The following is a 23,116-nucleotide window of genomic DNA, read 5'->3' as shown; positions in this document are numbered from 1 at the left end:
CGGCACACGGTGGTCGAGGAGGTTGCGCTAGCAACCGTCTCGAGACCATCCACCCGCCACGTCAGCGCGGCCCGACCACACGGCTGTCCACAGGCGCCGAGCGTCGGACTGGCGCGAACTGACGAGCGGGGGCACGGTCGGGCCGTGGCCTGGACCTACATCCTCGAATGCCGTGACGGCTCCTACTACGTCGGCAGCACCATCGACCTCGAACGACGCGTGGGTCAGCATCGAGCCGGTGAGGGGGCGGCGTACACGCGGCACCGACTCCCCGTCGAGCTCGTCTGGGCGGCCCAGTTCTCGTCCGTGCGCGCGGCCTACGACTTCGAGAAGCGGGTCCAGGGGTGGGGGCGGGCCAAGCGTCAGGCGCTGATCAACGGGCGTGAGGACCTGCTGCCGAGGCTGGCCAGCCGGTGCTGGGCTGCGACCCACACCGAGGCCGCGGAGGCCACCGGCCCCCCGCCGCAGCCCGAGCCGATGCCGTGGGACGTCCCGCACGAGCGCGTCGACGACCCGCACGATCCTTGGTCGCCGTTGCGTCCACTCGAGCCGCACGACACTGACGCGACGCCGCCGCCGTACACGCGGATCGTTGCGGACCGATGGTCTCGAGACAGGCGCTAGCGCGCCTTCCTCGACCAACGTGTGCTCGCGCCGGTCGAGGAGGTTGCCCTGACAACCGTCACGAGACCACCCGCCAGACAAGTGGTCGAGACCGTCGTACCCCCGTGGCAGGGTGAGGCCGTGCCCAGCCTGCTCCACGCGTTCTACGCGTACGCCGTCCCGCGGCTGCGCGGGGCGAGCGGGCTGGACGACCCCGCGGCCGAGCGGGCGCGGGTCGAGGCGCGGCACGCGGGGCCCGACTTCGTGTTCCGCCGGCTGCCGACCGGGTTGGTCCCGGGGTTCGAGCGGCGCTACGAGGTCGGCCAGCGGCGCGTCCCGTTCCCGGTGCACACGATCCGCCCTCGGGGGCAGCGGCCGCGGACCACGGTCTACTACCTGCACGGCGGGGGCTACGTCGCGCCGACCGACGCGGTGCACGTGCGCTACGCGACGCGGCTGGCCCGCGTCCTCGACGCCGAGGTGGTGCTGCCGTTCTACCCGCTCGCCCCCGAGCACACCTGGCGCGACAGCCACGACGCCCTGGCCGATGACCTCGCCGAGCACACCGCGCGCCAGGACCGCGTCGTCCTGGCCGGTGACTCGGCGGGCGGCGGGCTCGCGCTGGCGCTGCTCCAGACCCTCCGCGACCGCGGGGCGAGGCTGCCGACCCACGTGGTGCTGCACTCGCCGTGGGTCGACCTCACCACGAGCACCCCCGACACCCGCGACCTCGACGCGATCGACCCGTGGCTGTCCCTCGACAAGCTCACGGCGTACGCCGGGTGGTGGGCCGGCGACGCCGCCGACCTCGCGCGCCCCGAGGTCTCCCCCGGGCTCGGCGACCTGACCGGCCTGCCGCCGACGCTCGTCACCTGCGGCACGCGCGACCTGCTCGTCCCCGGCTGTCGCCTCCTCGCCGACCGCGCCGCCGCCGCCAGGTGGCCGCTGACCTACCTCGAGGCACCCGACCTGATCCACGTCTTCGCGCTGTTGCCCGGCCTGCCCGAGGCCCGCCGCGCGTGGCGTCATACGAAGGAGTTCCTGACGTGACCATCCGCTGCGTGGCCGTCCCGTTCGACCGCCTGACGGCCCTCCAGGTGTACGCCGTGGCCCGGCTGCGGCAGGACGTGTTCGTCGTCGAGCAGGACTGCCCCTACCCCGACCTCGACGACCGCGACCTCGAGCCCGGGACACGACACGTCCTGCTCGAGGAGGACGACCTCCTCGGCTACGCGCGCGTCCTCGACGACGGCGGGACCTGGCGGATCGGCCGCGTCGTGCTGGCCAGGACGGCCCGCGGTCAGGGCCTGGCCGACATCGTCATGCACACCGCCCTGTCGGTGGCCAAGGGACGTGACGTGATGCTCGACGCCCAGGCCCCGCTGGCCGGCTGGTACGCGACGTTCGGCTTCGAGGTCACCGGCCCGGAGTTCCTCGAGGACGGCATCCCCCACCTCCCGATGCGCCGGAGGAAGCAGTGACCAGGAGCGTCTACGAGCGGTCGACGACCCGGTAGACGACGCCGTCGGGCAGATCGTCGCGGCTGACCTGTCCGCGCGCGGCCAGCAGGTCGAGGTGGGCCTTCGTCTCCATCGCGGCCATCCCCCGGCTGAACCAGTCGAGGCCGTCGAAGGCGTGCAGGTGACGGGTCCAGCCGAGGCCGCGCGCCACGTCGTACGCCGTCGACCCGCCCGGCGCGACCAGCGCGAGGCTGTTGGCGAGCCGGGTCTCGTGGTGGGCGAGCAGCTCGTCGACGCGCGCGTGGGTCGAGGGCGCGACCGGGCCGTGGGCGGGCAGCACCCGCAGGTCGGGCAGACCGCGGACCTTGGTCAGCGAGGCCATGAAGTCACCGAGCGGCTGCGGCGTCGGCGGCACGGTGAACCCGATGGACGGGGTGATCGTGGGCAGCACGTGGTCGCCGGCGAAGAGGACGGCCTCCGCGCGCTCGGCGAAGACGAAGTGGCCGGGCGTGTGGCCGGGCGTGTGCACGGCGTCGAGGGTGCGGGTGCCGACGGCGATCTCGTGGTCGCCGTCGAGCCACGACGTCGGGTGGCGCCAGAGGTTGCCCATCTCCTCGTCGTCGGGGTCCTCGAGGCGTTCCCACTCCTCGGCGATGACGCCGGCCCCGGCGGAGCGGAGCACCGCGTGGAACGGGTTCTCCGTGAGCGCCTCGTGGTTGTTGAGCAGGTCGAGCGCCGGCTTCTCGCCGAGGCCCAGCGCGACGTCGACCCCGAGCTCGTGGCCCAGGACCGTCGCCATGGTGAAGTGGTCGCGGTGCACGTGCGTCACCAGGAACCGCGTGATGTCGCCGAAGCCCGAGCCGATCGAGCGCAGGCTGGCGTCGAGCAGCTCGCGAGCCACCGGGATGTGCCAGCCGCCGTCGATCAGGGTGAGACCGTCGTCGGTCTGGATCGTGTAGACGTTGATCGCCCGCAGGCCGTCCATCGGCAGGGGCAGCGGGATCCGGTGGATGCCGGGCGCCACCTCCCAGGCACCCTCGGCGGTCCAGTGCTCGCCGGAGTCGGGTGAGACGGCGTGGGCGGTCGAGATGCCTGGGTCTCTGCTGGGGTCGGCCACCCGCGGCAACCTACGCGCCGACGTCGGGGAAGCCGAGGTCGAGGGTGGGCTGCTGGATGCCGCCGTCGATCTCGAGCAGCTTGCCCGTGACGTACTGGCCGGCCCTCGACGACAGGTAGAGCACACCGGCCGCGATGTCCTCGGGCTCGCCGACCCGGCCGAGCGGGGTCTTGCCCTCCAGCTGCCCCATCAGGCCCGGGTCGCCGGCGACCATCTCGAGCGCGCTGGTCATGATCGAGCCGACGTAGATGCCGTTGACGCGGATCCGCGGCGACAGGTCCTGCGCAGCCATCTTCGTCCAGTGCGCGAGCGCGGCCTTGGCGGTGCCGTAGGCGACGAAGCCGCGGTCGGCGGTGCGGCCCATCATCGAGCTGATGGTCGTGACGGACTTCTGGGCAGCTTGCCGTGAGCCTGTCGAAGGGTCGTCCCTCAGCATCAGCGGGACGGCGGCCCTGGTGAGCACGTGGGCCGTCGTGACGTTGAACGAGAACGCCCGCTCGAGGTAGCCCGCGCTCGTGCCGAGGAAGTCCCGTGGGCCGGTGCCGCCCACGTTGTTGACCACGGTGTCGAGCCGGCCGAGCTCGTCGTACGCCGTCTGCGCGAGCCCGGCGACCGCGTCGAGGTCGCTGAGGTCGGCGGCCACCACGACGCACCGGCGGCCGGTCGCGCGCACCTGCTCGGCGACGACCTCGAGCTGGTCGGCACTGCGGGCCGCGATCAGGACGTCGGCACCGGCCTGGGCCAGCGCGAGCGCCGTACTGGCTCCGAGGCCGCGGCCCGCCCCGGTGACGATCGCGACGTGGTCGGTGAGCGTGAAGCGGTCCAGGATGCTCACGCTCGAGCCTCGGTGGTCGAGCCGGTCGAGACCAGTCCGCGCCCGGTGACCAGCGGCAGGTCGATGGCCCGCACGATGCCCGGCGCGGCGGCCACGACGGCCGGGAGCGCGTTGACGATGCGCTGGGCGGTGGTGATCATGCCGCTGACGTTGTGGTCGCCGTGCTCGCCGTGGTGGGTGAAGTCGACGTTCATCATCGGCTCGCCGGTGATCTTGATCCGGTAGCACGCGTCGGACCCGGCGGGCGGGGTCTCCCACTCGGGCTGCGAGTCGTCGTCGGTGCGGGTGACGTGCTCGAGGACGACGCGAGGGATGCCGTCGACCTTGCCGGTCAGCTGGAAGCGGACCGCTCCCATGGTGCCGGCGGCGATGTCGCCGGAGACCGAGGGCGTGTCGCGCTCGGCCGGGCGCCGGTCGACCTCCTCGGTCAGCGGCTCGTCGAGGACGATGTCGAGGCCGGCCGCGATCTGGCGTACGACGCTGCCCCAGGCCATGGTGAGGATGCCCGGGTGCCACAGCATGCCGACCTCCTCCATCGGCCTACCGAAGCCGAACAGGTCACCCATCACGACGGGTTGGTAGTAGGTCGCGTAGTTGCAGATCTCCATCACCCGCACCTCGTCGATGCGCTGGCTCAGGCTCGTCATCACCAGCGGCAGGACGTCGTTGGCGAAGCCGGGGTCGATGCCGTTGATGTGCATGCTGGCGTTGCCCCGGGCACAGGCGTCCTCGATACGCTCGATGAACTCCGGCGGCAGGATCTCCTCGGGCCACTGCAGCAGCACCGGCCCGCTCGAGGTGACGTTGATGCCGGCCTCGACGAACGAGATCAGGTCCTCGATGCACTCGAAGACCCGGTCGTCGGCCATCGCGGTGTGCACGATCGCGTCGGGCGCGAGCGCGATCAGCTCGTCGCGGTCGGTCGTGGCCACGATGCCGAGGTCACGCCCCAGGTCGGCCAGCACCCCGGCGTCCTTGCCGTGCTTGTCGGGATTGCTGACCCACACCCCCACCAGCTCGAGGTCGGGGTGGGCGTCGATGCCGGCGATCGCGTGCCGACCGATGGTGCCGGTGGACCAGACGACGACGCGCAGGGGCTTCTCGGGGACGACCTGTGACATGGGTCGCACAGTAGAACAGGTTCTAGTTTGGCGCTAGCAAGCCGCGGCATGAATGCTCAACTCGGCACGCGTCCTTTGCCTAGGGTGGGCGTCATGGACCTCGTCGAGCGCCTGCGCGCCGCCGGCTGCGTGTACGCCGAGGACGAGGCCGCGCTCCTGCTCGAGACCGCGACCGACGAGGCCGACCTCGAGCGGCTCGTGGCGGCGCGCGTCGCGGGCCGTCCGCTCGAGCACCTGCTGGGCTGGGCCGGGTTCGACGGGCTGCGGGTGGTCGTCGCCGACGGCGTGTTCGTGCCGCGTCAGCGCACCCTGCTCCTGGTCGAGCTCGCCGAGCAGCTCACCCCGCCCGACGGCGTCGTCGTCGACCTGTGCTGCGGGAGCGGGGCGCTGCTGGCCGCGCTCGTCGTACGTCGCCGCGACGTCGAGGGCCACGCCGCCGACCTCGACCCGGCCGCGGTGGCGTGCGCGCGCACCAACCTCGCCGACCTGCCGCCCGGACGGGTCCACGAGGGCGACCTGTACGACGCCCTGCCGACCGACCTGCGCGGGCGCATCGACGTGCTGATGGTCAACGCGCCCTACGTACCCAGCGGCGAGCTCGACCTGATGCCGCGTGAGGCCCGCGACCACGAGCACCGGGTCTCGCTCGACGGCGGCAGCGACGGCCTCGACCTGCACCGCCTCGTCGCGGCCGGGGCGACGACGTGGCTGGCTCCCGGCGGGCTGCTCGCCATCGAGGTCGCCCCCATGCAGGTCGAGGCGGCCACCGCGATGATGGCCGCCGCGGGTCTCGAGCCCGCCGTCGCCGAGGACCCCGACCTCGACGCGACGTCGGTGATCGGGCGCGCCCGCGGCTGAGGGACGCCGGGTCGACCCGAGCTCGCGCGAGGGTGGCGTCAGGGCAGCTCTCGCTCCAGCACGGCGTCCCACGCGTCGTTGAGCGAGCGCAGGCCGTCGATGACCGAGGCCGCGTGCTCGTGGCCGAGCTCGTCGAGGGCGGCTCGGATCGTGCCGGCCCGGATCAACCCGTCGTGGCGATAGGCCTCGCGGCCGGCGGCCGACGGCCGGACCAGCCTGCTGGCGCTCCCCGGGACGTCGTACCGCTCCAGCCAGCCGGCCGCGATCGCCGCGTTGACCTGGCGGTTGACCGTCGACTGCTCGAGGTCGAGGTCGGCGGCGAGCTGGCGCAGGGTGCGAGGCTCCCCGTCGTCGAGGACCCAGAGGAGGCGGAAGGCGGAGTTCTCGAGCACGACGTCGGCGTAGACGTGGCGGCGACGGCGCTGCAGGCGCAGCAGCTGGTCGCCGAGGGCGGTGACCTGGGCGAGGTCGGCCGGCACGTCGGTCCCGGGTGTGGTCACGGTCACCGATTCTTCCAGACCCGGACGCGATGTGTACCGTACACACGGTGAACACAGGACACTCCCGGGCGTTGCTCACCGTGGCGACCCTCTGCTTCGGCGGGCTCAGCGCCTCGCTCACGCAGACCCTGGTCATCCCGATCCAGGGCGACCTGCCCGGGCTGCTGCACACCTCCCCCGCCAACGCCGGCTGGGTCGTCACGATCACGCTGCTGGCTGCCGCCGTCACGATGCCGATCAGCGGCAAGCTGGGCGACCTGTTCGGCAAGCCGAGGATGCTGATCGCGAGCGCGGCGATGCTCGCGGCCGGCTCCGTCGTGTGCGCCCTGTCGAGCACCCTGGCCCCGATGCTGGTCGGCCGGGCCATGCAGGGTCTCGCGATGGGGTTCATCCCGGTCGCGATCGCGCTGATCCGCGAGGTGGTCCCGCCCGACATGGCCAACACCGGCATCGCCGCGATGAGCGCCACGCTCGGCGTCGGCGGCGCGATCGGCCTGCCCCTGGCGGCCTGGGTGGTGCAGACGTTCGACTTCCACGCCCTGTTCTGGATGGCGGCCGGGTTCGCGGTCCTGCTGCTGGTCGGGCTGGTCACCCTCGTACCCCGGGTCCACGACGCACAGGGCGGGCGGATCGACCTGGTCGGCGCCGTCGGCCTCGCCGTCGGTCTCGTCGGCGTGCTGCTCGGCGCCTCCAAGGGGCGCGAGTGGGGCTGGCTCGACGCCCGCACCGTCGGGTCCATCGGCGTCGGCCTGGTCGTCCTGGTCGTGTGGGCCGTCTTCGAGCTCGCGCAGGACGAGCCGCTCGTCGACCTGCGCGCCACCGCGCGCCGCCCCGTGCTGCTCACCAACCTCGCCGCCGTGGCCATCGGCTTCGGCATGATGGCGCAGGCGATCGTCGTCCCGCAGCTGCTGCAGCTGCCCACCGCGACGGGCTTCGGGCTCGGCCAGACCATCCTCGAGGCCGGTCTGTGGATGGCGCCCGGTGGCCTGATGATGCTGGTCTTCGCGCCGGTCTCGAGCCGGATGATGACCAACGTCGGTCCGCGGATCACCCTGATGACCGGCGCCGCGGTCCTCGGCGTCGGCTACCTGGTCGCGACCTTCCTCATGGACGCCCCGTGGCAGCTGCTCGTCGCCTCGATCGTCATCAGCTCGGGCGTGGGCATCGGGTACGCCGCCATGCCGGCCCTGATCATGACCTCGACCCCGCCCCGCGAGGCCGGGTCGGCGCTCGGCGTCAACGCACTGTCGCGCTCCATCGGCACCACCGTCGCCGCCGCCGTGATGGCGACCGTCCTCGCCGGGTCGACCGGGCGCGGCGGGTTCGAGCTGTGCTTCGCCATCGGCGCGGTCGCCGCGTTCGTCGGCCTCGCCATCACTGCCCTTGTCCCCCACGTGCACTCGCGGGCGGCCAAGCTCGACGCCGTCGGCACCGTCACGGCCGCCTGAGCACCGCCCGCAGCGTCGGCTCGATCGCGTCCGCCATGGCGGCGTAGCCGGCGTCGTTGGGGTGGAAGTGGTCGGCCGCGAGGCGACCGCGCCACGAGGTCGGCCCGGTGACGCGCAGGTCGAGCAGGACGACCCGGCCTGCGGCCGCCGCCCGCTCGACGTGGGCGTTGGCCAGGCTTGCGACACCGGTGGGCTGCGGCAGCGTGGCGAAGACCGTCCCGCGCGGGACCGCCTCGACCAGGGCGGCGAACGCCGCGGGCAGCCGGGACCGCCCCGCCCGACCGGCGAACAGGTCGTTGGAGCCCACCAGCACCATCACGACGTCGTCCGCGCGCCTGCCGATGTCGGCCAGGGCCGGCAGCTGCTGCGTGAGCACGTCGTCGGCCCGGGCGCCGGTCGCGGACAGGTTGAGCACCTCGAGGTGGTCGCCGGTCGCCTCCAGGCGCGCGGCGAGCTGACCGACCCACCCCGCGTCGTACGACGTCGCGCCGACGCCCTGCGACATCGAGTCGCCGAGCACGACCCACCGGCGGCCGGGACGGCTCACCGTCCGCAGGTTGTGGGCGTGCCACGCATCGGCGTACGGCTCGGCCTGGCGCCAGACCCGGCGCACGCCCGGCAGCACCAGGCCGGCCGAGCGCACCACGCGGCCCGGCGGCCGGCCGGTGCGGTTGGCGTAGGTGAGGGTCGGCGGCTCCACGGCCCAAGCGTGCCCGACCGGACCACACGCCGGTCGAGGTGCGAGGCGCCCCGGCGCCGAGCCTCGAGACCACCGCCGGGTCCTTGCAGACCCAGCACGACGGTGCGGTCGACATGACGCCGCGGTGGTCTCGAGGCTCAGGCCTAGCGGCCTTCGCACCTCGACCGACGTCGGGTCACGTCAGCGCGCCGGGTCGAGCAGCTGCGCCAGGTGCAGGCTGGGCCGGTCGCGCAGGTCGGCGACCTGGGTGCGGCAGGAGAACCCGTCGGCCAGCACGATCGCGTCGGGGGCGGCGTCGAGGGCTGGCAGCAGCTGCTGCTCGGCGACGGCGACGGACACCTCGTAGTGGCCGACCTCCACACCGAAGTTGCCGGCCAGGCCGCAGCATCCCGAGAGCTTGGTGACGAGGGCGCCGGTCGAGTCCAGCAACGCCGCGTCGGCGGCCCAGCCGAGGACGGCGTGGTGGTGGCAGTGCGGCTGGGCGACGACGGTGGTCCCGGCCAGGTCGGGAGGCTCATAGGACGGTGTCTCGGCGAGCAGCTCGGCCAGGGTGCGGACCGACGCGGCCACGACGTCGGCGTCGGGGCCGGGCACGAGCTCGAGCGCGTCACTGCGCAGCACGCCGGTGCACGACGGCTCGAGCCCCACGATGGGGACGCCCGCCCGCGCGGCCACCGCGAGCGAGGCGACGGTCTTGCCGAGGATCTTCTTGGCGGCATCGAGCTGGCCGGTGGTGATCCAGGTCAGCCCGCAGCACAGGCGCTCGTCGGGCAGCTGCGGGGCATAGCCGGCCGCCTCGAGCACCCGCACCGTGGCGGAGGCGACCTCGGGGTCGAAGGAGTCGCTGAACGAGTCGACCCACAGCACGACCGGGGTGCCACCGGCCGTGCTCGTCGGTCGAGCCTGTCGAGACCACGACCGCCGGAACGACTGCCGGAACGACTGCCGGGCGAACGCCGGCACCGAGCGACGGCGATCCACCCCGGCCACCCAGAGGGCCAGCGGGCCGAGCAGGGGCAGCCGCATCATCAGGTTGGCCAGCCGCGGGACCCGACCGGCGAGCTGCGACCACATCGGCAGCCGACCCAGGGAGTAGTGCGAGCGCGGTCGCAACCGACGGCGGTAGGTCTGGTGGAGCACCTCGGACTTGTAGGTCGCCATGTCGATGCCGGTGGGGCAGTCGGACGCGCAGCCCTTGCAGGACAGGCAGAGGTCCATCGCGTCGTGCACCTCGGGCGCCGACCACGCGAGCTCACCGCGCACGACCTCCTGCAGCACGCGCGCGCGGCCTCGGGTGGAGTCCTTCTCCTCGCGGGTCGCGAGGTAGGACGGGCACATCACCCCGCCCGCCGCGGAGTTGTCGGCGCGGCACTTGCCGACGCCGGTGCAACGGTGGACGGCCTGGGCGAGGTCGCCGTCGTCGTGGGGATAGGCCATCGCGAGCCGCCGCCGGCCGAGCGGGAAGGTGCCCGCCACGCGCACGTCGGCGTCGACCGGGTCGGGATCGACGAGCACGCCGGGGTTGAGCAGGTCGGTCGGGTCGAAGGCGTGCTTGATGCCGCCGAACATCGAGATGGCCTCGGCGGAGTACATGTGCGGCAGCAGCTCGGAGCGCGCGCGGCCGTCACCGTGCTCGCCCGACAGCGACCCGCCGTACTCCCCCACGAGCTTGGCGGCGTCGGTGAGGAACGCCCGCAGCACCGCCGTCCCGTCGGGTCGGTCGAGGGGGTAGTCGAGGCGCACGTGCATGCAGCCGTCGCCGAAGTGCCCGAACGGCGCCGAGGTCATGCCGTACGACGTCACCAACTCGTCGAAGCGCGCGAGGTAGGAGCCGAGCATGTGCGGCGGGACAGCGGCGTCCTCCCACCCGGGCCAGGCGGGCCGGTCGGCCGGCGAGCGACCGGCCATGCCGGCGCCGTCCTCGCGGATCCGCCACAGCCGGGCCTGCGTGACCGGGTCGGGTACGACGAGCGCGTCGACCCCCAGCCCGGCCGCGGCCAGCGTCTCCGCGCGGGCCAGCACCTCGGCCCGGTCGTCGCCGGCCAGCTCGACGAACAACCAGGCCCGCCCGCGCGGCAGCGGCGGCACGGCGCTCTCGCCACGGCGCGCCCGCAGCACCGACAGCAGCCGGGAGTCGAGCCCCTCGCAGGAGGTGGGGCCGTGCGCGACCACGGCCGGGGACGCCTCGCCGGCGGCCACGATGTCGTCGAAGCCCAGCACCACGACCACCCGCACCGGCGCGTCGACCACGAGCCTGACGGTCGCCTCGGTGATCACGCCGAGGGTGCCCTCGGACCCCACGAAGGCCTGGGTGAGGTCGAAGCGCTCGGGCAGTAGGTGCTGCGCGGCGTAGCCCGACACCTGGCGACCGAACCGGTCGAGCTCGGTGCGCGCCGTGGCCAGGTGGGCGGCCATCACGTCGCGCACCCCACCCAGCACCGTGTCACCCCCGACGACGACGGGGCGCCCTGCGGCGTCGTACGAGGTGTGGACCTGGTCGCCGGCCGCGGTGAGGAAGCGCAGCCCGGCGACGTTGTCGGAGGTGCGGCCGTAGGCCAGGGACCGCGAGCCGCACGCGTTGTTGCCGATCATCCCGCCGATCGTGCAGCGCGGGTGGGTCGACGGGTCGGGCCCGAACCGCACGCCGTGCGGCGCGACGGCCTTCTGCAGCACCGCGTGCACGGTGCCGGGCTCGACGACGGCGGTGCGCGCCTCGGGGTCGACCGACAGCACCCGGCTGAGGTGGCGCGAGAAGTCCAGGACGATCCCGCGACCCACGGCGTTGCCGGCCACCGACGTGCCCGCCCCCCGCGACGTCAGCGGTACGCCGGTCTCGCGGGCCACCGCGAGCGCGGCGGCGACCTCCTCGGCGTCACGAGGCCGGACGACCGCGAGGGGCGGGATGCGGTAGAGCGAGGCGTCGGAGGAGTACATCGCCCGCGTGCCCGCGTCGGACCGCACCTCCAGCCCCGCGGCCGCCAGGGCCGCCACCACGTCGCTCGGGTTGCTCGCGTCGGTCATGAGTAACATGTTACTCATGCCGTCACTCACCCTTCCGCACCCGGCGCCGTCGCTGACCGATGCCGTGGTCGAGGCGGTGCGCACCGGGGTCCAGCAGCAGGAGCTCGTGCCGGGCGAGGTCTACTCCGTCTACCAGCTCGCCGAGCTGCTCGGCGTCTCGCGCAGCCCGGTCCGCGAGGCGCTGCTGCGGCTGGCCGAGGTCGGGCTGGTCGAGATCGCCCGCAACCGCGGCTTCCGCGTGGTGCTGCCCACGGCCCACGACGTCGAGGAGATCTTCGAGATCCGCCTGGCCCTCGAGCCCGCCGCCGCCGGCCGTGCCGCCGAGCGGGGCTGCCCCGATGCCGCCGGGCTGCTGGCGAGCATGGCCCGGGCCGCGTCGTACGACGACGAGGCGGGGTTCTGGGCCGCCGACCGGGCGTTGCACCGCGCGATCCTGGTCGCCGCGGGCAACCGTCGCGCGGCCGAGGTCGTCGAGCAGCTGCGCGCCACCACCGCCCTCCTCGGTCCACCCACCACCGCCACCGGTCGCTCGCTGGGCGAGATCCACGCCGAGCACCGACCCATCGTCGACGCGGTGCTGGCCGGCGACGCGGCGCTCGCCGAGTCCACGATGCGCGGGCACCTCGAGCACACCCGCACCCTGCTGACGGCACGGTGATCGAGCCGGGCGAGCCCCCGCGAGCCCGCGTCGAGATGGCCGCAGCCGACGCACCCGGGTCGACGTGCAGCTGCGGGCGTCTCGACTCGCGGTGACTACGCCCCCGCGGCTCGACGACCGTGCTGGCTGATCACCGTCGTGGGGGTGGACCGCGATCCACCGTTCGGCCCCTACCGTCGAGCCCATGAGTGAGATGAAGTTCCGCACCCTCGGCAGCTCCGACCTCGAGGTCTCGGTGATCTCGCTCGGCAGCTGGCTGACCTACTCCGGCGGCGTCGAGCAGGACCGGACCCGCGCGTGCACCGAGGCGGCCTTCGACGCCGGCATCAACTTCTTCGACACCGCCAACGTCTACGGCCGCGGGGCGGCGGAGGAGGCGTGGGGCGAGATCCTGTCGGAGCACCCTCGCGACTCCTACGTCCTGGCCACCAAGGTGTTCGGGCAGATGTCGGACGACGAGGCCGACCGGGGGCTCTCGCCCGACCAGGTCGCGAAGCAGATCGACGCCTCGCTGACGCGGCTCAAGGTCGACCACGTCGACCTCTACCAGGCCCACCGCTTCGACGCCGACGTCGCGCTCGAGGACACCGTCGAGGCCCTGCAGAAGGTGGTCAGCGACGGCAAGGCGCGCTACCTCGGCTTCAGCGAGTGGACGCCGGAGCAGATCAAGGCCGCGATCGAGATCGGCGGCGAGGACCTGTTCGTCAGCTCGCAGCCGCAGTACTCGATGCTCTGGCGCGCGCCCGAGGACCAGGTCTTCCCGTTGTGCATGGACCACGGGATCTCCCAGATCGTCTGGTCGCCGCTCGCGCAGGGCCTGCTGACCGGCAAGTACAAGCCCGGCCAGGAGTTCCCGGCCGACTCGCGGTTCGCCCACGAGTCGATGGGCGGGGCCAAGGACGTCATCTACTCCGAGGAGGCCGCCGAGGCGGTCCAGCGCCTGGTGCCGATCGCGGACGACGCCGGGCTCACCCTGCCCGAGCTGGCCCTGGCCTGGACCCTGCGCGGCCCCGAGCTGGCCTCGGCGATCATCGGCGCCTCCCGCCCCGAGCAGGTCCACGCCAACGCGGCCGCTGCCGGCATCACGCTCGACGACGACGTCCTCGCGGCCTGCGACGAGGCGCTCGGCGACGTCCCGGTGACCGGGCAGACGCTCGCCGTCAACGCGACGCCGTACCTCAAGCGCCGCTGATGGCGTGACGGCGGTCACACGTCGTCCGTCGTAACCAGGATCACTCCACGAGCCTTTGCACTCTGATTGCAGCCAGTGCAAGACTGCACTTTGTGATGAAGAGTGCAAAGCGGGACCGGGCTGCCACCTCGCAGCACATCTCGTTGTGCGCCATGCGGCTCACCGACGAGCACGGTCTCGACGGTTTCACCATGGACGAGCTCGCCGAGGCGTCCGGCGTCTCGCGCCGCACGCTCTTCAACTACTTCCCCGGCAAGCTCGACGCGGTGCTCGGGGAGTGGCCCGCCCTCGACGAGGACGACATCGACGAGTTCCGGGCCGGGGGGCCGGCCGGTGACCTCCTGCTCGACCTGCGGACCCTCGTGCTCCCCCTGCTCGGCGACAGCACCACCGACCGCGACGTGCTGATCATGAGCCGCCGCGCCCTGCGCGGCAACTCCCGGTTGATGAGCGCGATCCACGAGCGCTACGAGGGCATCAGCACCGACGTCATCGACCACGTCGTGGCCCGGGAGGGCTCCGGGTTCGGCAAGGCCAACGCCAAGGTCGCCGTGACCATCCTCGCGGCCCTCTTCGACGCCGCCCTCGACGGGTTCCTCGACGACCCGCGCACCCGCCCCTTCTCGCACCACTTCGACGAGAGCCTGCGCACCGCCCGCAGCCTCCTCGGCGCCTGACGTCGCCGTACCACCCCAGACACCCCAGACACCCCACCGACCCGGACCACCAGGAGCCCCCATGGCTACGTACCTCTATCGGCTCGGCAAGACGGCGTTCCGCCGCTGGCCGCTCTTCCTCGCCGGCTGGCTGACGCTGCTCGTGGTGGTCGTGGGTGCCGCCGCGACCATCTCCAAGCCGTTCAACGACGCGTTCACCATCCCGGGCATCCCGTCGGAGAAGGCCGCCGACCTGCAGACCGAGCTCTTCCCCGACGCGCCGGACGCCTTCGCGCAGGCCAACATCAACGTGGTGGTGGCGGCCCCCGAGGGCAGCACGCTCGCTGACCCGGAGTACCAGAAGGCCGTCGACGCCCTGGTCGGGGATCTCAAGAACCTGCCCCAGGTCGCCCGGGACGCGAAGCAGAACCCGCAGCTCGGCGACCCGGTCGAGCTCGCCGACGCCCAGACCCAGGCCGTCCTGGACGCGGCCAAGAAGGCCGGCACCGACGAGGCGACCGCCGAGGCCAACGCGCAGGCGATCTCGCCGCTGTCGAAGGACGGCCGCGCGGGCATCATCGCCTTCGACCTCGACGTCGACTCCCCCACCGACGTCAAGCAGGCGACGATCGACGCCCTCGACAAGGCCATGGACTCCGCGCGTGACGCCGGCCTGACCGTCGAGGCCAACGGCGCCGGCTCGCAGGTGCAGTCCTTCGGCGGCGGTGCGGCCGAGGCCATCGGCATCGCGATCGCGCTGGTCATCCTGCTGCTCACGTTCGGCTCGCTGATCGCGGCCGGCATGCCCATCCTGACCGCCGTCTTCGGCGTCGCGATCGGCCTGACCGGCGTGACCGCGATGACGGCGTTCATGGACCTCAACTCCTCGACCACCGCCCTGTCGTCGATGATCGGGCTCGCGGTCGGCATCGACTACACGCTGTTCATCCTGGCGCGCTACCGATCCGAGCTGAGGCACACCGAGGACCGGGAGCAGGCCGTCGGCATCGCCGTCGGTACGGCGGGCTCGGCGGTCGTCTTCGCCGGCCTCACCGTCCTCATCGCCCTGTCGGCACTGTCGGTCGTGCGGATCCCCTTCCTCACCTCGATGGGCCTGGCCGCGGCCGGGACCGTGCTGATCGCCGTCCTGGTCGCGCTGACCCTGCTGCCCGCCGTCCTCGGCATGCTGAAGTCGAAGGCGTTCGCCGGCCAGGTGCGCAAGTACAAGCCGGCCCACGAGGCCGACGGCCAGGTCCTCAACAACGGCGTCCGCTGGGCCCGCATCGTCGGCAAGCGCCCGCTGGCCGCCGCCATCCTGGTCGTGATCGCGCTCGGCGTCCTGGCGATCCCGCTCAAGGGCCTGCACCTGGCCTTCCCGAGCGACTCGACCGCCGCGAGCGAGACCACGCAGCGCAAGGCCTCGGACCTGATGAGCGAGGAGTTCGGCCCGGGCCGCGAGGGCCCGCTGCTGATCGTCGTCGACGCCCGCGACGCGGCCGACCCGGGCCAGGCCCTCGCCGACGTCACCTCCTGGGCCGGCGACCAGGACGGGGTCGCCAACGCCCAGCTCCTCGGGACCAACGCCGACGGGACCGGCGGCTCGATCCAGGTCCAGCCCAAGGCCGGCCCGGACGACACCAGGACCCAGGACCTGCTCAACGACCTGCGCGACGGCCAGTCCGGCATCGAGCAGCAGACCGGCACCACCATCGGCGTGACCGGCCTGACCGCGATCACCACCGACGTCTCGGACCGCCTGGCCGACGCGCTCCCGCTCTACCTGGCGATCGTCGTGGGACTGGCGTTCATCCTGCTGATGATCGTGTTCCGATCGATCATGGTGCCGCTCACCGCGACGGCCGGCTTCCTGCTGTCGGTGCTGGCGACGCTGGGCGCCACCGTGGCGATCTTCCAGGAGGGCATGTTCGGGATCTTCGAGCCGCAGCCGATCGTCAGCTTCATCCCGATCTTCCTGATCGGGGTCGTGTTCGGGCTGGCCATGGACTACCAGGTGTTCCTGGTGACCCGCATCCGTGAGGCGCACGTCCACGGCATGAGCACCCGCGACGCGGTCGTCGACGGGTTCCGCAACAGCGCCCGGGTGGTCGCCGCAGCGGCCGCCATCATGACCGCGGTGTTCTCGGGCTTCATCCTCGAGGACGACGCGATCATCAAGTCGATGGGCTTCGCCCTCGCCGCCGCGGTCGTGTTCGACGCCTTCATCGTCCGGATGGTGCTCATCCCGGCGCTGATGTACCTGCTCGGCGAGAAGGCGTGGTACCTCCCGGCGTGGCTCGACAAGATCCTGCCCAACGTCGACGTCGAGGGCGAGAAGCTGGACCGCCCCTACCTGGACAAGCCCGTCGACCTGGACAAGGGCGGCGACTCCGAGCCCGTGCTGGTGGGCTGACCCGGCTCGCTCCACGCCGTACCCGTGCCCGACCCGTCGCCCCCTGGGCGGCGGGTCGGTGTGCGTGCGGGGTGTTCTCAGGCCTCGACCGGAGGCGCGTCGGCCGGCGTACCGGCCGGCCCGTCGGTCAGCGCACGGCGCGGCATCAGCAGGCCCGACAGCAGCAGCGCGAGCGCGACCACGGCGGAGCACACGAACACCGCGTGGATCGCGGGGGCGAGCACCCCGGCCGAGAGGTGCTGGAGGTCGAGGGTGCCGCCGGCCGGGGCGCTGTCGGCCACCCGGCTGTTGACGATGGCGCCGAACACGGCGACGCCGACGGCGCTGCCCATCGACCGGGCGAACATGTTGGTGCCGGTGGCGACCCCACGGTGCTGCCACTCGACCGAGGACTGGGCGACGATCACGCCGGGGCTGGCGACGTACCCGAAGCCGATGCCCATCACGAAGCACGGCAGGGCCAGCTGCCACAGGGCGCTGTCGGCGCTGACCGGCAGCAGCAGGGCCGCGCCGGCGATCACGAACAGCGCGCCCATCAGCACCGTACGGCGGAAGCCGATCGTCAGGTAGAAGCGGCCGCTGGTCGTGGCGGCGATCGGCCAGCCGATCGTCATGGAGGCCAGCGCGAGCCCCGCCACGAGGGCGCCGTGGCCGAGCACGCCCTGCGCGTAGAGGGGCACGTACGACGTCAGCCCGAGCATCAGCACGCCGACCACGAAGGCGCCGGAGTTGGACGCGTTGAGCACGCGTCGCCGGAAGATCCACAGCGGCAGCACCGGCTCGGCGGTGCGGGCCTCCACGGCCACGAAGGCCGCGAGCAGGGCGACCGCGGCGACGAAGATCCCGATGCCGGAGGGCGAGTCCCAGCCCCAGCGCACCCCACCCTCGAGCAGACCCAGCAGGAGCAGCGTGCCGCCGGCGGCCAGAAGCAGGGCACCGAGGTAGTCGATCGAGTGCTTGCGGCGCTCGACGCTCTCGTCGAAGCGCCGCCACATCACCCACCCGGCCGCGATGCCGAGCGGCAGGTTGACGAGGAAGATCCAGCGCCAGGAGAGGTAGTCGGCGAAGACGCCGCCCAGGGTCGGACCGATGACCGAGGCCGCGGCCCAGACGCTGGCGATGTAGCCCTGCACCTTGGCGCGCTCGGCCAGCGAGTAGATGTCGCCGACGATCGTCATGCCCATCGGCTGCACCGCGCCGGCCCCGAGGCCCTGCACGAGCCGGAAGACGATGAGCGCCGGCATGCTCCAGGCCAGGCCGCAGAGCAGCGACCCGAGGACGAAGAGCCCGATGCCGAGCAGCATCACCGGCTTGCGGCCGTAGAGGTCGGCCACCTTGCCGTAGATCGGCACCGACACCGCCTGGGCCAGCAGGTAGATCGAGAACAGCCACGGGAACGACGTGAACCCGCCGAGGTCGTCGACCACCGCCGGCACCGCGGTGGCCAGGATGGTGGAGTCGATCGCGACCAGGCCGACGCTGAGCATCACGGCGAGGAGGATCGGTCCCCGTTCACTGCGCAGGCCGACGCTGGCGCGGGTGATCTCGGTGTCAGTCACGGGTCCTGCAACCAGCGCGCGCCGCCAGGTGTTCCGCCGAGGACGTCGCCTCGAGCGGGGCAGGGACGCACTCGACGCGTCGACGTCGCCGTCAGGTCAAGGGGCCCAGCCGCCGCAGCTGGGTCACGTGCCCGGGCTCGAGCTCGTCGAGCGAGGTGACCCCGAGCAGGCGCATCGTGCGCTCGATCTGGCCGGCCAGGATCTCGATGGTGCGGTCGACGCCCTCGCGACCTCCGGCCATCAGGCCGTAGAGGTAGGCGCGGCCGATGAGGGTGAAGTGGGCACCGTGGGCGAGCGCGGCCACGATGTCCTGGCCGGACATGATGCCGGTGTCGAGGTGCACCTCGACGCCGCTGCCGCTGGCCTTCAGCGCCTGCACGACCTGCGGCAGCAGGTGGAACGGCACCGGCGCACGGTCGAGCTGGCGCCCGCCGTGGTTGGAGAGCAGCACGGCGTCGACGCCGGCGTCGGCGAGGCGGACCGCGTCGTCGACCGACTGGACACCCTTGACGACGACCTTGCCCGGCCACTGCGACCTGATCCAGGCCAGGTCGTCGTAGGTGACGGTCGGGTCGAACATGGTGTCCAGCAGGTCGGCCACGGTGCCCGACCAGGCGTCGAGCGAGGCGAAGGCGAGCGGCTCGGTGGTGAGGAAGTTGATCCACCAGGCCGGGCGCGGGATCGCGTTGACCACGGTCCTGGGGGTGAGCGACGGCGGGATCGTCATGCCGTTGCGGACGTCGCGCAGGCGCGCGCCGGCGACGGGCACGTCGACGGTGACCAGGAGCGTGTCGTAGCCGGCCTCGGCGGCGCGGTCGACCAGCGCCATCGAGCGGTCGCGGTCCTTCCACATGTAGAGCTGGAACCAGTGCCGCCCGCCGGGGTCGGCTGCGGCGACGTCCTCGATCGAGGTGGTGCCCATCGTCGACAGCGCGAAGGGGATGCCGGCGGCGGTGGCGGCGGTCGCGCCGGCGACCTCCCCCTCGGCCTGCATCATCCGGGTGAACCCGGTCGGGGCGATGCCGAAGGGCAGCGCCACCCGCTTGCCGAGCACCTCGCGCGAGGTGTCGACCGTCGAGACGTCACGCAGGATCGCGGGGTGGAACTCGATGTCACCGAAGGCCTCGCGGGCCCGGTCGAGCCCGACCTCGCCGTCGGCGGCGCCGTCGGTGTAGTCGAAGGCCGGCTTCGGCGTACGTCGCTTGGCCACCGTGCGCAGGTCGTCGATCGTCAACGCCTTGTCGAGGCGCCGCCTCTTGGGCGACAGCTCGGGCTTCTTGAACTGCATCAACGGGGCCAGGTCACGCCGCTTCGGCATCTGCCGCTTCATGGGGCCAGTCTCTCGGGTCGCTGGTGGGGTGGGGCTGGTCAGTGGGTTCAGTGGGTTCAGTGGGCCCGGCGGGTGGGCAGACGCGACTCGGCGGCGTCCCAGTCGGCGCCGGGTCGCGGGTCGTAGCGCCGGGGCTCGTGGGTGCTGCGCACCAGGGCCCGCATCGCGGCGAGGTCGGGCAGGTCGGCACCCAGGGCGCGAGCCTGCACGAGCACGTTGCCGAGGGCCGCGGCCTCGGTCGGGCCGGCCAGGACCGGCAGGCCGGTGGCGTCGGCGGTGAGCTGGCAGAGCAGGGTGTTCTGCGAGCCGCCGCCGACGACGTGGACGACGGTGAGGTCGCGGCCCGCGAGCTCGGCGGCGGTGCGCAGGTGGCGCCGGTAGGCCAGGGCCAGGCTGTCGAGGATGGTGCGGGTGACGTCCTGCGGCGTGCGCGGGATCGGCTCCCCCGCCTCGTGGGCGAGCTGCTGGATCCGCCCCGGCATGTCGCCGGGGGGCAGCAGCCTCGGGTCGTCGATGTCGACGACCGTGCGCAGGGCGGGCGCGTCGGCGACGGCGGCGAGCAGGCTGGCCAGGTCGGTGCCCGCGATGCGTCGGTCGGCCCAGGTGCGCAGCGCCTCGGAGAGGACCCACAGACCCATCACGTTCTTGAGGAACCGCACCGTGGAGTCGACACCGCCCTCGTTGGTGAAGTCGGCGGCGCGCGCCTCCTCGCTCAGCACCGGCTTCTCGAGCTCGAGCCCGACCAGCGACCACGTGCCGGAGGAGATGTAGGCGACGGTGTCGTCGTCGACCGACGGGATGCCGACCACCGCGGAGGCCGTGTCGTGGGAGCCGACGGCGACGACGGGCACGGACGTGGCGACGCCCAGCTGCTCGGCGACGTCGGGCAGCAGCGGACCGATGACGTCGCCCGGGTCGCGCAGCGGCGGCAGCACGCCCCACGGCAGGCCGACCTGCTTGGCCAGGTCGACGGCCCACTCGCGCGACGTCACGTCGTACAGGCCGGTGGTGGAGGCGTTGGTGCGCTCGGCACCGACCTGCCCGGTGAGCCAGTAGCCCAGCAGGTCGGGCAGCAGCAGCAGCGTCTCGGCCGACTCCAGGGCTGCGGTGCCGCGGGCGGCGACGAGCTGGTAGACGGTGGTGAACGGCAGCTGCTGCAGCCCGGTCGTGGCGAACATCCGCGCCGCGCCGACCTCCTCGAGCACCCGCGCCGCCACCCCGTCGGTACGCCGGTCGCGGTGGCTGTAGGGGTTGCCGAGCAGGTGCCCGTCACGGTCGAGCAGGCCGTAGTCGATGGCCCAGGAGTCGATGCCGATGCCGTCGAGCGGGCCGGTGCCGGCGATCTCGCGCAGGCCCGCGACCACCTCGCGATGGATGCCGAGGACGTCCCAGAACAGCGACCCGTGCGCGCGGACGCCGCCGTTGGGGAAGCGGTGCAGCTCGTCGAGGTGCAGCGACCCCGGGCCCACGCGCCCCACCATGACCCGGCCACTGGTGGCGCCGAGGTCGACGGCGGCGACGCGCAGGTGGGGGCGCGTGCTCATCGCAGGAAGGCCGCCGCCACGCCGGCGTCGACGGGCACGTGCAGGCCGGTGGTGTGGGTCATGTCGGGGCCGCAGAGCACGAAGACCGCGTTGGCGATGTGCTCGGGGAGGACCTCGCGCTTGAGGATCGTGCGCTGGGCGTAGAACTTGCCCAGGTCCTTCTCCTCGACGCCGTAGACGGCGGCCCGGTTGGCGCCCCAGCCCGAGGCGAAGATGCCGGAGCCCTGGACGACGCCGTCGGGGTTGACGCCGTTGACCTTGACGCCGTGGGCGCCGAGCTCGGCGGCGAGCAGCCGCACCTGGTGGGCCTGGTCGGCCTTGGTCGCGGAGTAGGCGATGTTGTTGGGGCCGGCGAAGACCGAGTTCTTGGACGAGATGTAGACGATGTCGCCGCCCATCTCCTGCTCGATCAGCACCCGTGCGGCGGCCTGCGAGACCAGGAACGAGCCCTTGGCCATCACGTCGTGCTGGAGGTCCCAGTCGGCCTCGGTGGTCTCGAGCAGGCTCTTGCTCAGCGACAGCCCGGCGTTGTTGACGACGAGGTCGACACCACCGAAGGCGAGCACGGTCGCATCGACCATGGCGCGTACGGCGTCGGCCTTGCTCACGTCGACGGCGACACCGACGGCGACGTCGGACCCACCGATCTCAGCGGCGGCGGCCTGGGCCTTCTCGAGCGAGAGGTCGGCGATGACGACGCAGGCGCCCTCGGCGGCCAGCTTCTTGGCGGTGGCCAGGCCGATGCCGCCGGCGGCCCCGGTGACCAGGGCGATGCGGGTGGCGAGCGGCTTGGGCTTCGGCATCCGCTGCAGCTTGGCCTCCTCGAGCGCCCAGTACTCGATGCGGAACTTCTCGGCCTCGTCGATGGGGGCGTAGGTCGACAGCCCCTCGGCGCCGCGCATCACGTTGATCGCGTTGGTGTAGAACTCACCGGCCACGCGGGCGGTCTGCTTGTCCTTGCCGTAGCTGAACATGCCGACGCCGGGCACCAGCACGACCAGCGGGTCGGCGCCGCGGATGGCGGGGCTGTCCGGGGTCGCGTTGCGGTCGTAGTAGCCCTGGTAGTCCTCGCGGTAGGCGAGGTGGAGCTCCTTGAGGCGCGCGATGCTCTCCTCGACCGAGGCCGACGCGGGCAGGTCGAGCACGAGCGGCTTGACCTTGGTGCGCAGGAAGTGGTCGGGGCAGCTGGTGCCCAGCGCGGCGAGGCGGGGGTGCTCGGAGGAGGCGAGGAAGTCCAGGACGACGTCGGCGTCGGTGAAGTGGCCGACCATCGGGCGGTCGTGGCTGGCGATGCCGCGGATGGTGGCGCCCAGGGCGGCGGCCTTGGCCCGACGCTCGTCGGCCGACAGGGCGGCGTACCCCTCGAGCGGCGGGCCGAACGGCTCGGCCTTGGAGTGCTCGGCGATGTAGGCCGCGGCGGTGTCGATGATCCAGAGCGAGTTCTTCTCGGCCTCGTCGCTGGTGTCGCCCCAGGCGGTGACGCCGTGGCCGCCGAGGATGCACCCGACGGCCTGCGGGTTCCTGGTCTTGATCTCCGCGATGTCGAGGCCGAGCTGGAAGCCCGGACGACGCCACGGAACCCAGACGACCCGGTCGCCGTAGATCTCCTTGGTCAGCTGCTCGCCGTCGGCCGCCGTCGCGACGGCGATGCCCGAGTCGGGGTGGAGATGGTCGACGTGGGGGGCATCGACCAGCCCGTGCATCGCGGTGTCGATCGACGGGGCCGCGCCGCCCTTGCCGTGCAGGCAGTAGTCGAACGCGGCGACCATCTCGTCCTCGTGCTCGACACCCGGGTAGGTGTCGACGAGCGCGCGCATCCGGTCGAGCCGCAGCACGGCCAGGCCGGACTCCTTGAGGGTGCCGAGGTCACCGCCGGACCCCTTGACCCACAGCAGCTCGACGGGCTCGCCGGTGACCGGGTCGGTCTCGGTGCCCTTGGCGGAGGTGTTGCCGCCGGCGTAGTTGGTGTTCTTGGGGTCGGCGCCGAGGCGGTTGGAGCGGGCGATCAGGTCGGCGGCTGCAGCGTTGGTCATGGTTCCTTCTGGTTGGTCGGTGCGGGTTCGGGTGGTCTCGAGACAGGCGCGGAGCGCCTTCCTCGACCACC

19 protein-coding genes are annotated in these 23,116 nt (G+C 72.7%); 9 read left to right on the top strand and 10 right to left on the bottom strand.

The window, feature by feature from the left end:
- The first annotated feature begins 144 nt into the window (after positions 1-144).
- The 3 genes from FJQ56_RS22510 to FJQ56_RS19335 all read left to right on the top strand — a co-directional run bounded on the left by FJQ56_RS22510 (position 145) and on the right by FJQ56_RS19335 (position 2,084).
- On the top strand, positions 145-624 hold the full coding sequence (locus FJQ56_RS22510; protein WP_211351251.1) for a GIY-YIG nuclease family protein: 480 nt from the start codon (positions 145-147) through the stop codon (positions 622-624).
- Positions 625-744: 120 nt separating this feature from the next.
- Entirely contained in the window at positions 745-1,653 is a 909-nt protein-coding gene (locus FJQ56_RS19340; protein ID WP_170215480.1) for an alpha/beta hydrolase, read from the top strand.
- The gene (locus FJQ56_RS19335) at positions 1,650-2,084 is read left to right on the top strand and encodes a GNAT family N-acetyltransferase (protein WP_170215479.1); all 435 of its coding nucleotides are present in this window, start codon (positions 1,650-1,652) and stop codon (positions 2,082-2,084) included. Before FJQ56_RS19340 ends, FJQ56_RS19335 begins: the two co-directional genes overlap by 4 nt.
- A 10-nt stretch (positions 2,085-2,094) precedes the next feature.
- Here FJQ56_RS19335 and FJQ56_RS19330 read toward each other — a convergent pair whose 3' ends face one another.
- The 3 genes from FJQ56_RS19330 to FJQ56_RS19320 are packed head-to-tail and all read right to left on the bottom strand — an operon-like array spanning position 2,095 to position 5,136.
- A complete protein-coding gene (locus tag FJQ56_RS19330) occupies positions 2,095-3,180 on the bottom strand; it encodes an MBL fold metallo-hydrolase (protein WP_246084259.1) in 1,086 nt (361 codons plus the stop codon).
- Positions 3,181-3,190: 10 nt separating this feature from the next.
- Complete coding sequence (locus FJQ56_RS19325; protein WP_140011242.1) at positions 3,191-4,015, bottom strand: SDR family oxidoreductase; 825 nt, start codon at positions 4,013-4,015, stop codon at positions 3,191-3,193.
- Complete coding sequence (locus FJQ56_RS19320; RefSeq protein ID WP_140011241.1) at positions 4,012-5,136, bottom strand: NAD(P)H-dependent amine dehydrogenase family protein; 1,125 nt, start codon at positions 5,134-5,136, stop codon at positions 4,012-4,014. Before FJQ56_RS19320 ends, FJQ56_RS19325 begins: the two co-directional genes overlap by 4 nt.
- A gap of 93 nt (positions 5,137-5,229) precedes the next feature.
- On the opposite strand from FJQ56_RS19320, the gene FJQ56_RS19315 reads away from it, so the two are divergent.
- Complete coding sequence (locus FJQ56_RS19315) at positions 5,230-5,994, top strand: putative protein N(5)-glutamine methyltransferase (protein ID WP_140011240.1); 765 nt, start codon at positions 5,230-5,232, stop codon at positions 5,992-5,994.
- Between the two features lie 38 nt (positions 5,995-6,032).
- On the opposite strand, the gene FJQ56_RS19310 is transcribed toward FJQ56_RS19315, so the two are convergent.
- Positions 6,033-6,494, bottom strand: coding sequence for a MarR family winged helix-turn-helix transcriptional regulator (locus FJQ56_RS19310; RefSeq protein ID WP_211351249.1), 462 nt, complete (start codon positions 6,492-6,494; stop codon positions 6,033-6,035).
- 47 nt (positions 6,495-6,541) lie between these two features.
- On the opposite strand from FJQ56_RS19310, the gene FJQ56_RS19305 reads away from it, so the two are divergent.
- The gene (locus FJQ56_RS19305) at positions 6,542-7,942 is read left to right on the top strand and encodes an MFS transporter (RefSeq protein WP_211351247.1); all 1,401 of its coding nucleotides are present in this window, start codon (positions 6,542-6,544) and stop codon (positions 7,940-7,942) included.
- On the opposite strand, the gene FJQ56_RS19300 is transcribed toward FJQ56_RS19305, so the two are convergent.
- Both FJQ56_RS19300 and FJQ56_RS19295 read right to left on the bottom strand, forming a co-directional pair.
- Positions 7,929-8,642 (bottom strand): SGNH/GDSL hydrolase family protein, encoded by a 714-nt coding sequence (locus tag FJQ56_RS19300; protein WP_140011238.1) that lies wholly within the window; start codon positions 8,640-8,642, stop codon positions 7,929-7,931. The genes FJQ56_RS19305 and FJQ56_RS19300 overlap by 14 nt on opposite strands.
- Positions 8,643-8,822: 180 nt before the next feature.
- Entirely contained in the window at positions 8,823-11,663 is a 2,841-nt protein-coding gene (locus tag FJQ56_RS19295) for an FAD-binding and (Fe-S)-binding domain-containing protein (RefSeq protein WP_211351245.1), read from the bottom strand.
- Between the two features lie 16 nt (positions 11,664-11,679).
- Between FJQ56_RS19295 and FJQ56_RS19290 the strand changes: the two genes are divergently transcribed.
- The 4 genes from FJQ56_RS19290 (at position 11,680) to FJQ56_RS19275 (ending at position 16,579) form a co-directional block, all read left to right on the top strand.
- Positions 11,680-12,321, top strand: coding sequence for a GntR family transcriptional regulator (locus FJQ56_RS19290; protein WP_140011237.1), 642 nt, complete (start codon positions 11,680-11,682; stop codon positions 12,319-12,321).
- Positions 12,322-12,505: 184 nt separating this feature from the next.
- On the top strand, positions 12,506-13,513 hold the full coding sequence (locus tag FJQ56_RS19285; protein WP_246084258.1) for an aldo/keto reductase family protein: 1,008 nt from the start codon (positions 12,506-12,508) through the stop codon (positions 13,511-13,513).
- Positions 13,514-13,608: 95 nt separating this feature from the next.
- Positions 13,609-14,190: a TetR/AcrR family transcriptional regulator gene (locus FJQ56_RS19280; protein ID WP_246084293.1), complete on the top strand. Its 582-nt coding sequence runs from the start codon at positions 13,609-13,611 to the stop codon at positions 14,188-14,190.
- Positions 14,191-14,251: 61 nt separating this feature from the next.
- The gene (locus FJQ56_RS19275) at positions 14,252-16,579 is read left to right on the top strand and encodes an MMPL family transporter (protein WP_140011235.1); all 2,328 of its coding nucleotides are present in this window, start codon (positions 14,252-14,254) and stop codon (positions 16,577-16,579) included.
- A 77-nt stretch (positions 16,580-16,656) separates the two neighbouring features.
- Here the strand turns inward: FJQ56_RS19275 and FJQ56_RS19270 are convergent, their stop codons facing one another.
- The 4 genes from FJQ56_RS19270 to FJQ56_RS19255 all read right to left on the bottom strand — a co-directional run bounded on the left by FJQ56_RS19270 (position 16,657) and on the right by FJQ56_RS19255 (position 23,045).
- Complete coding sequence (locus FJQ56_RS19270; protein ID WP_246084257.1) at positions 16,657-18,138, bottom strand: MDR family MFS transporter; 1,482 nt, start codon at positions 18,136-18,138, stop codon at positions 16,657-16,659.
- A 91-nt stretch (positions 18,139-18,229) separates the two neighbouring features.
- Positions 18,230-19,468 (bottom strand): alpha-hydroxy acid oxidase, encoded by a 1,239-nt coding sequence (locus tag FJQ56_RS19265; protein ID WP_140011234.1) that lies wholly within the window; start codon positions 19,466-19,468, stop codon positions 18,230-18,232.
- Between the two features lie 56 nt (positions 19,469-19,524).
- Positions 19,525-21,012 carry a rhamnulokinase gene (locus FJQ56_RS19260; RefSeq protein ID WP_140011233.1) on the bottom strand — a complete coding sequence of 496 codons (1,488 nt, stop codon included), beginning with the start codon at positions 21,010-21,012 and terminating at the stop codon, positions 19,525-19,527.
- Positions 21,009-23,045 (bottom strand): bifunctional aldolase/short-chain dehydrogenase, encoded by a 2,037-nt coding sequence (locus tag FJQ56_RS19255; protein ID WP_140011232.1) that lies wholly within the window; start codon positions 23,043-23,045, stop codon positions 21,009-21,011. Before FJQ56_RS19255 ends, FJQ56_RS19260 begins: the two co-directional genes overlap by 4 nt.
- Positions 23,046-23,116: the final 71 nt, after the last annotated feature.

Source organism: Nocardioides plantarum, from assembly GCF_006346395.1.
GTDB classification, from domain to species: Bacteria; Actinomycetota; Actinomycetes; order Propionibacteriales; family Nocardioidaceae; genus Nocardioides; species Nocardioides plantarum.
This window is presented reverse-complemented; position numbering and strand designations above follow the sequence as displayed.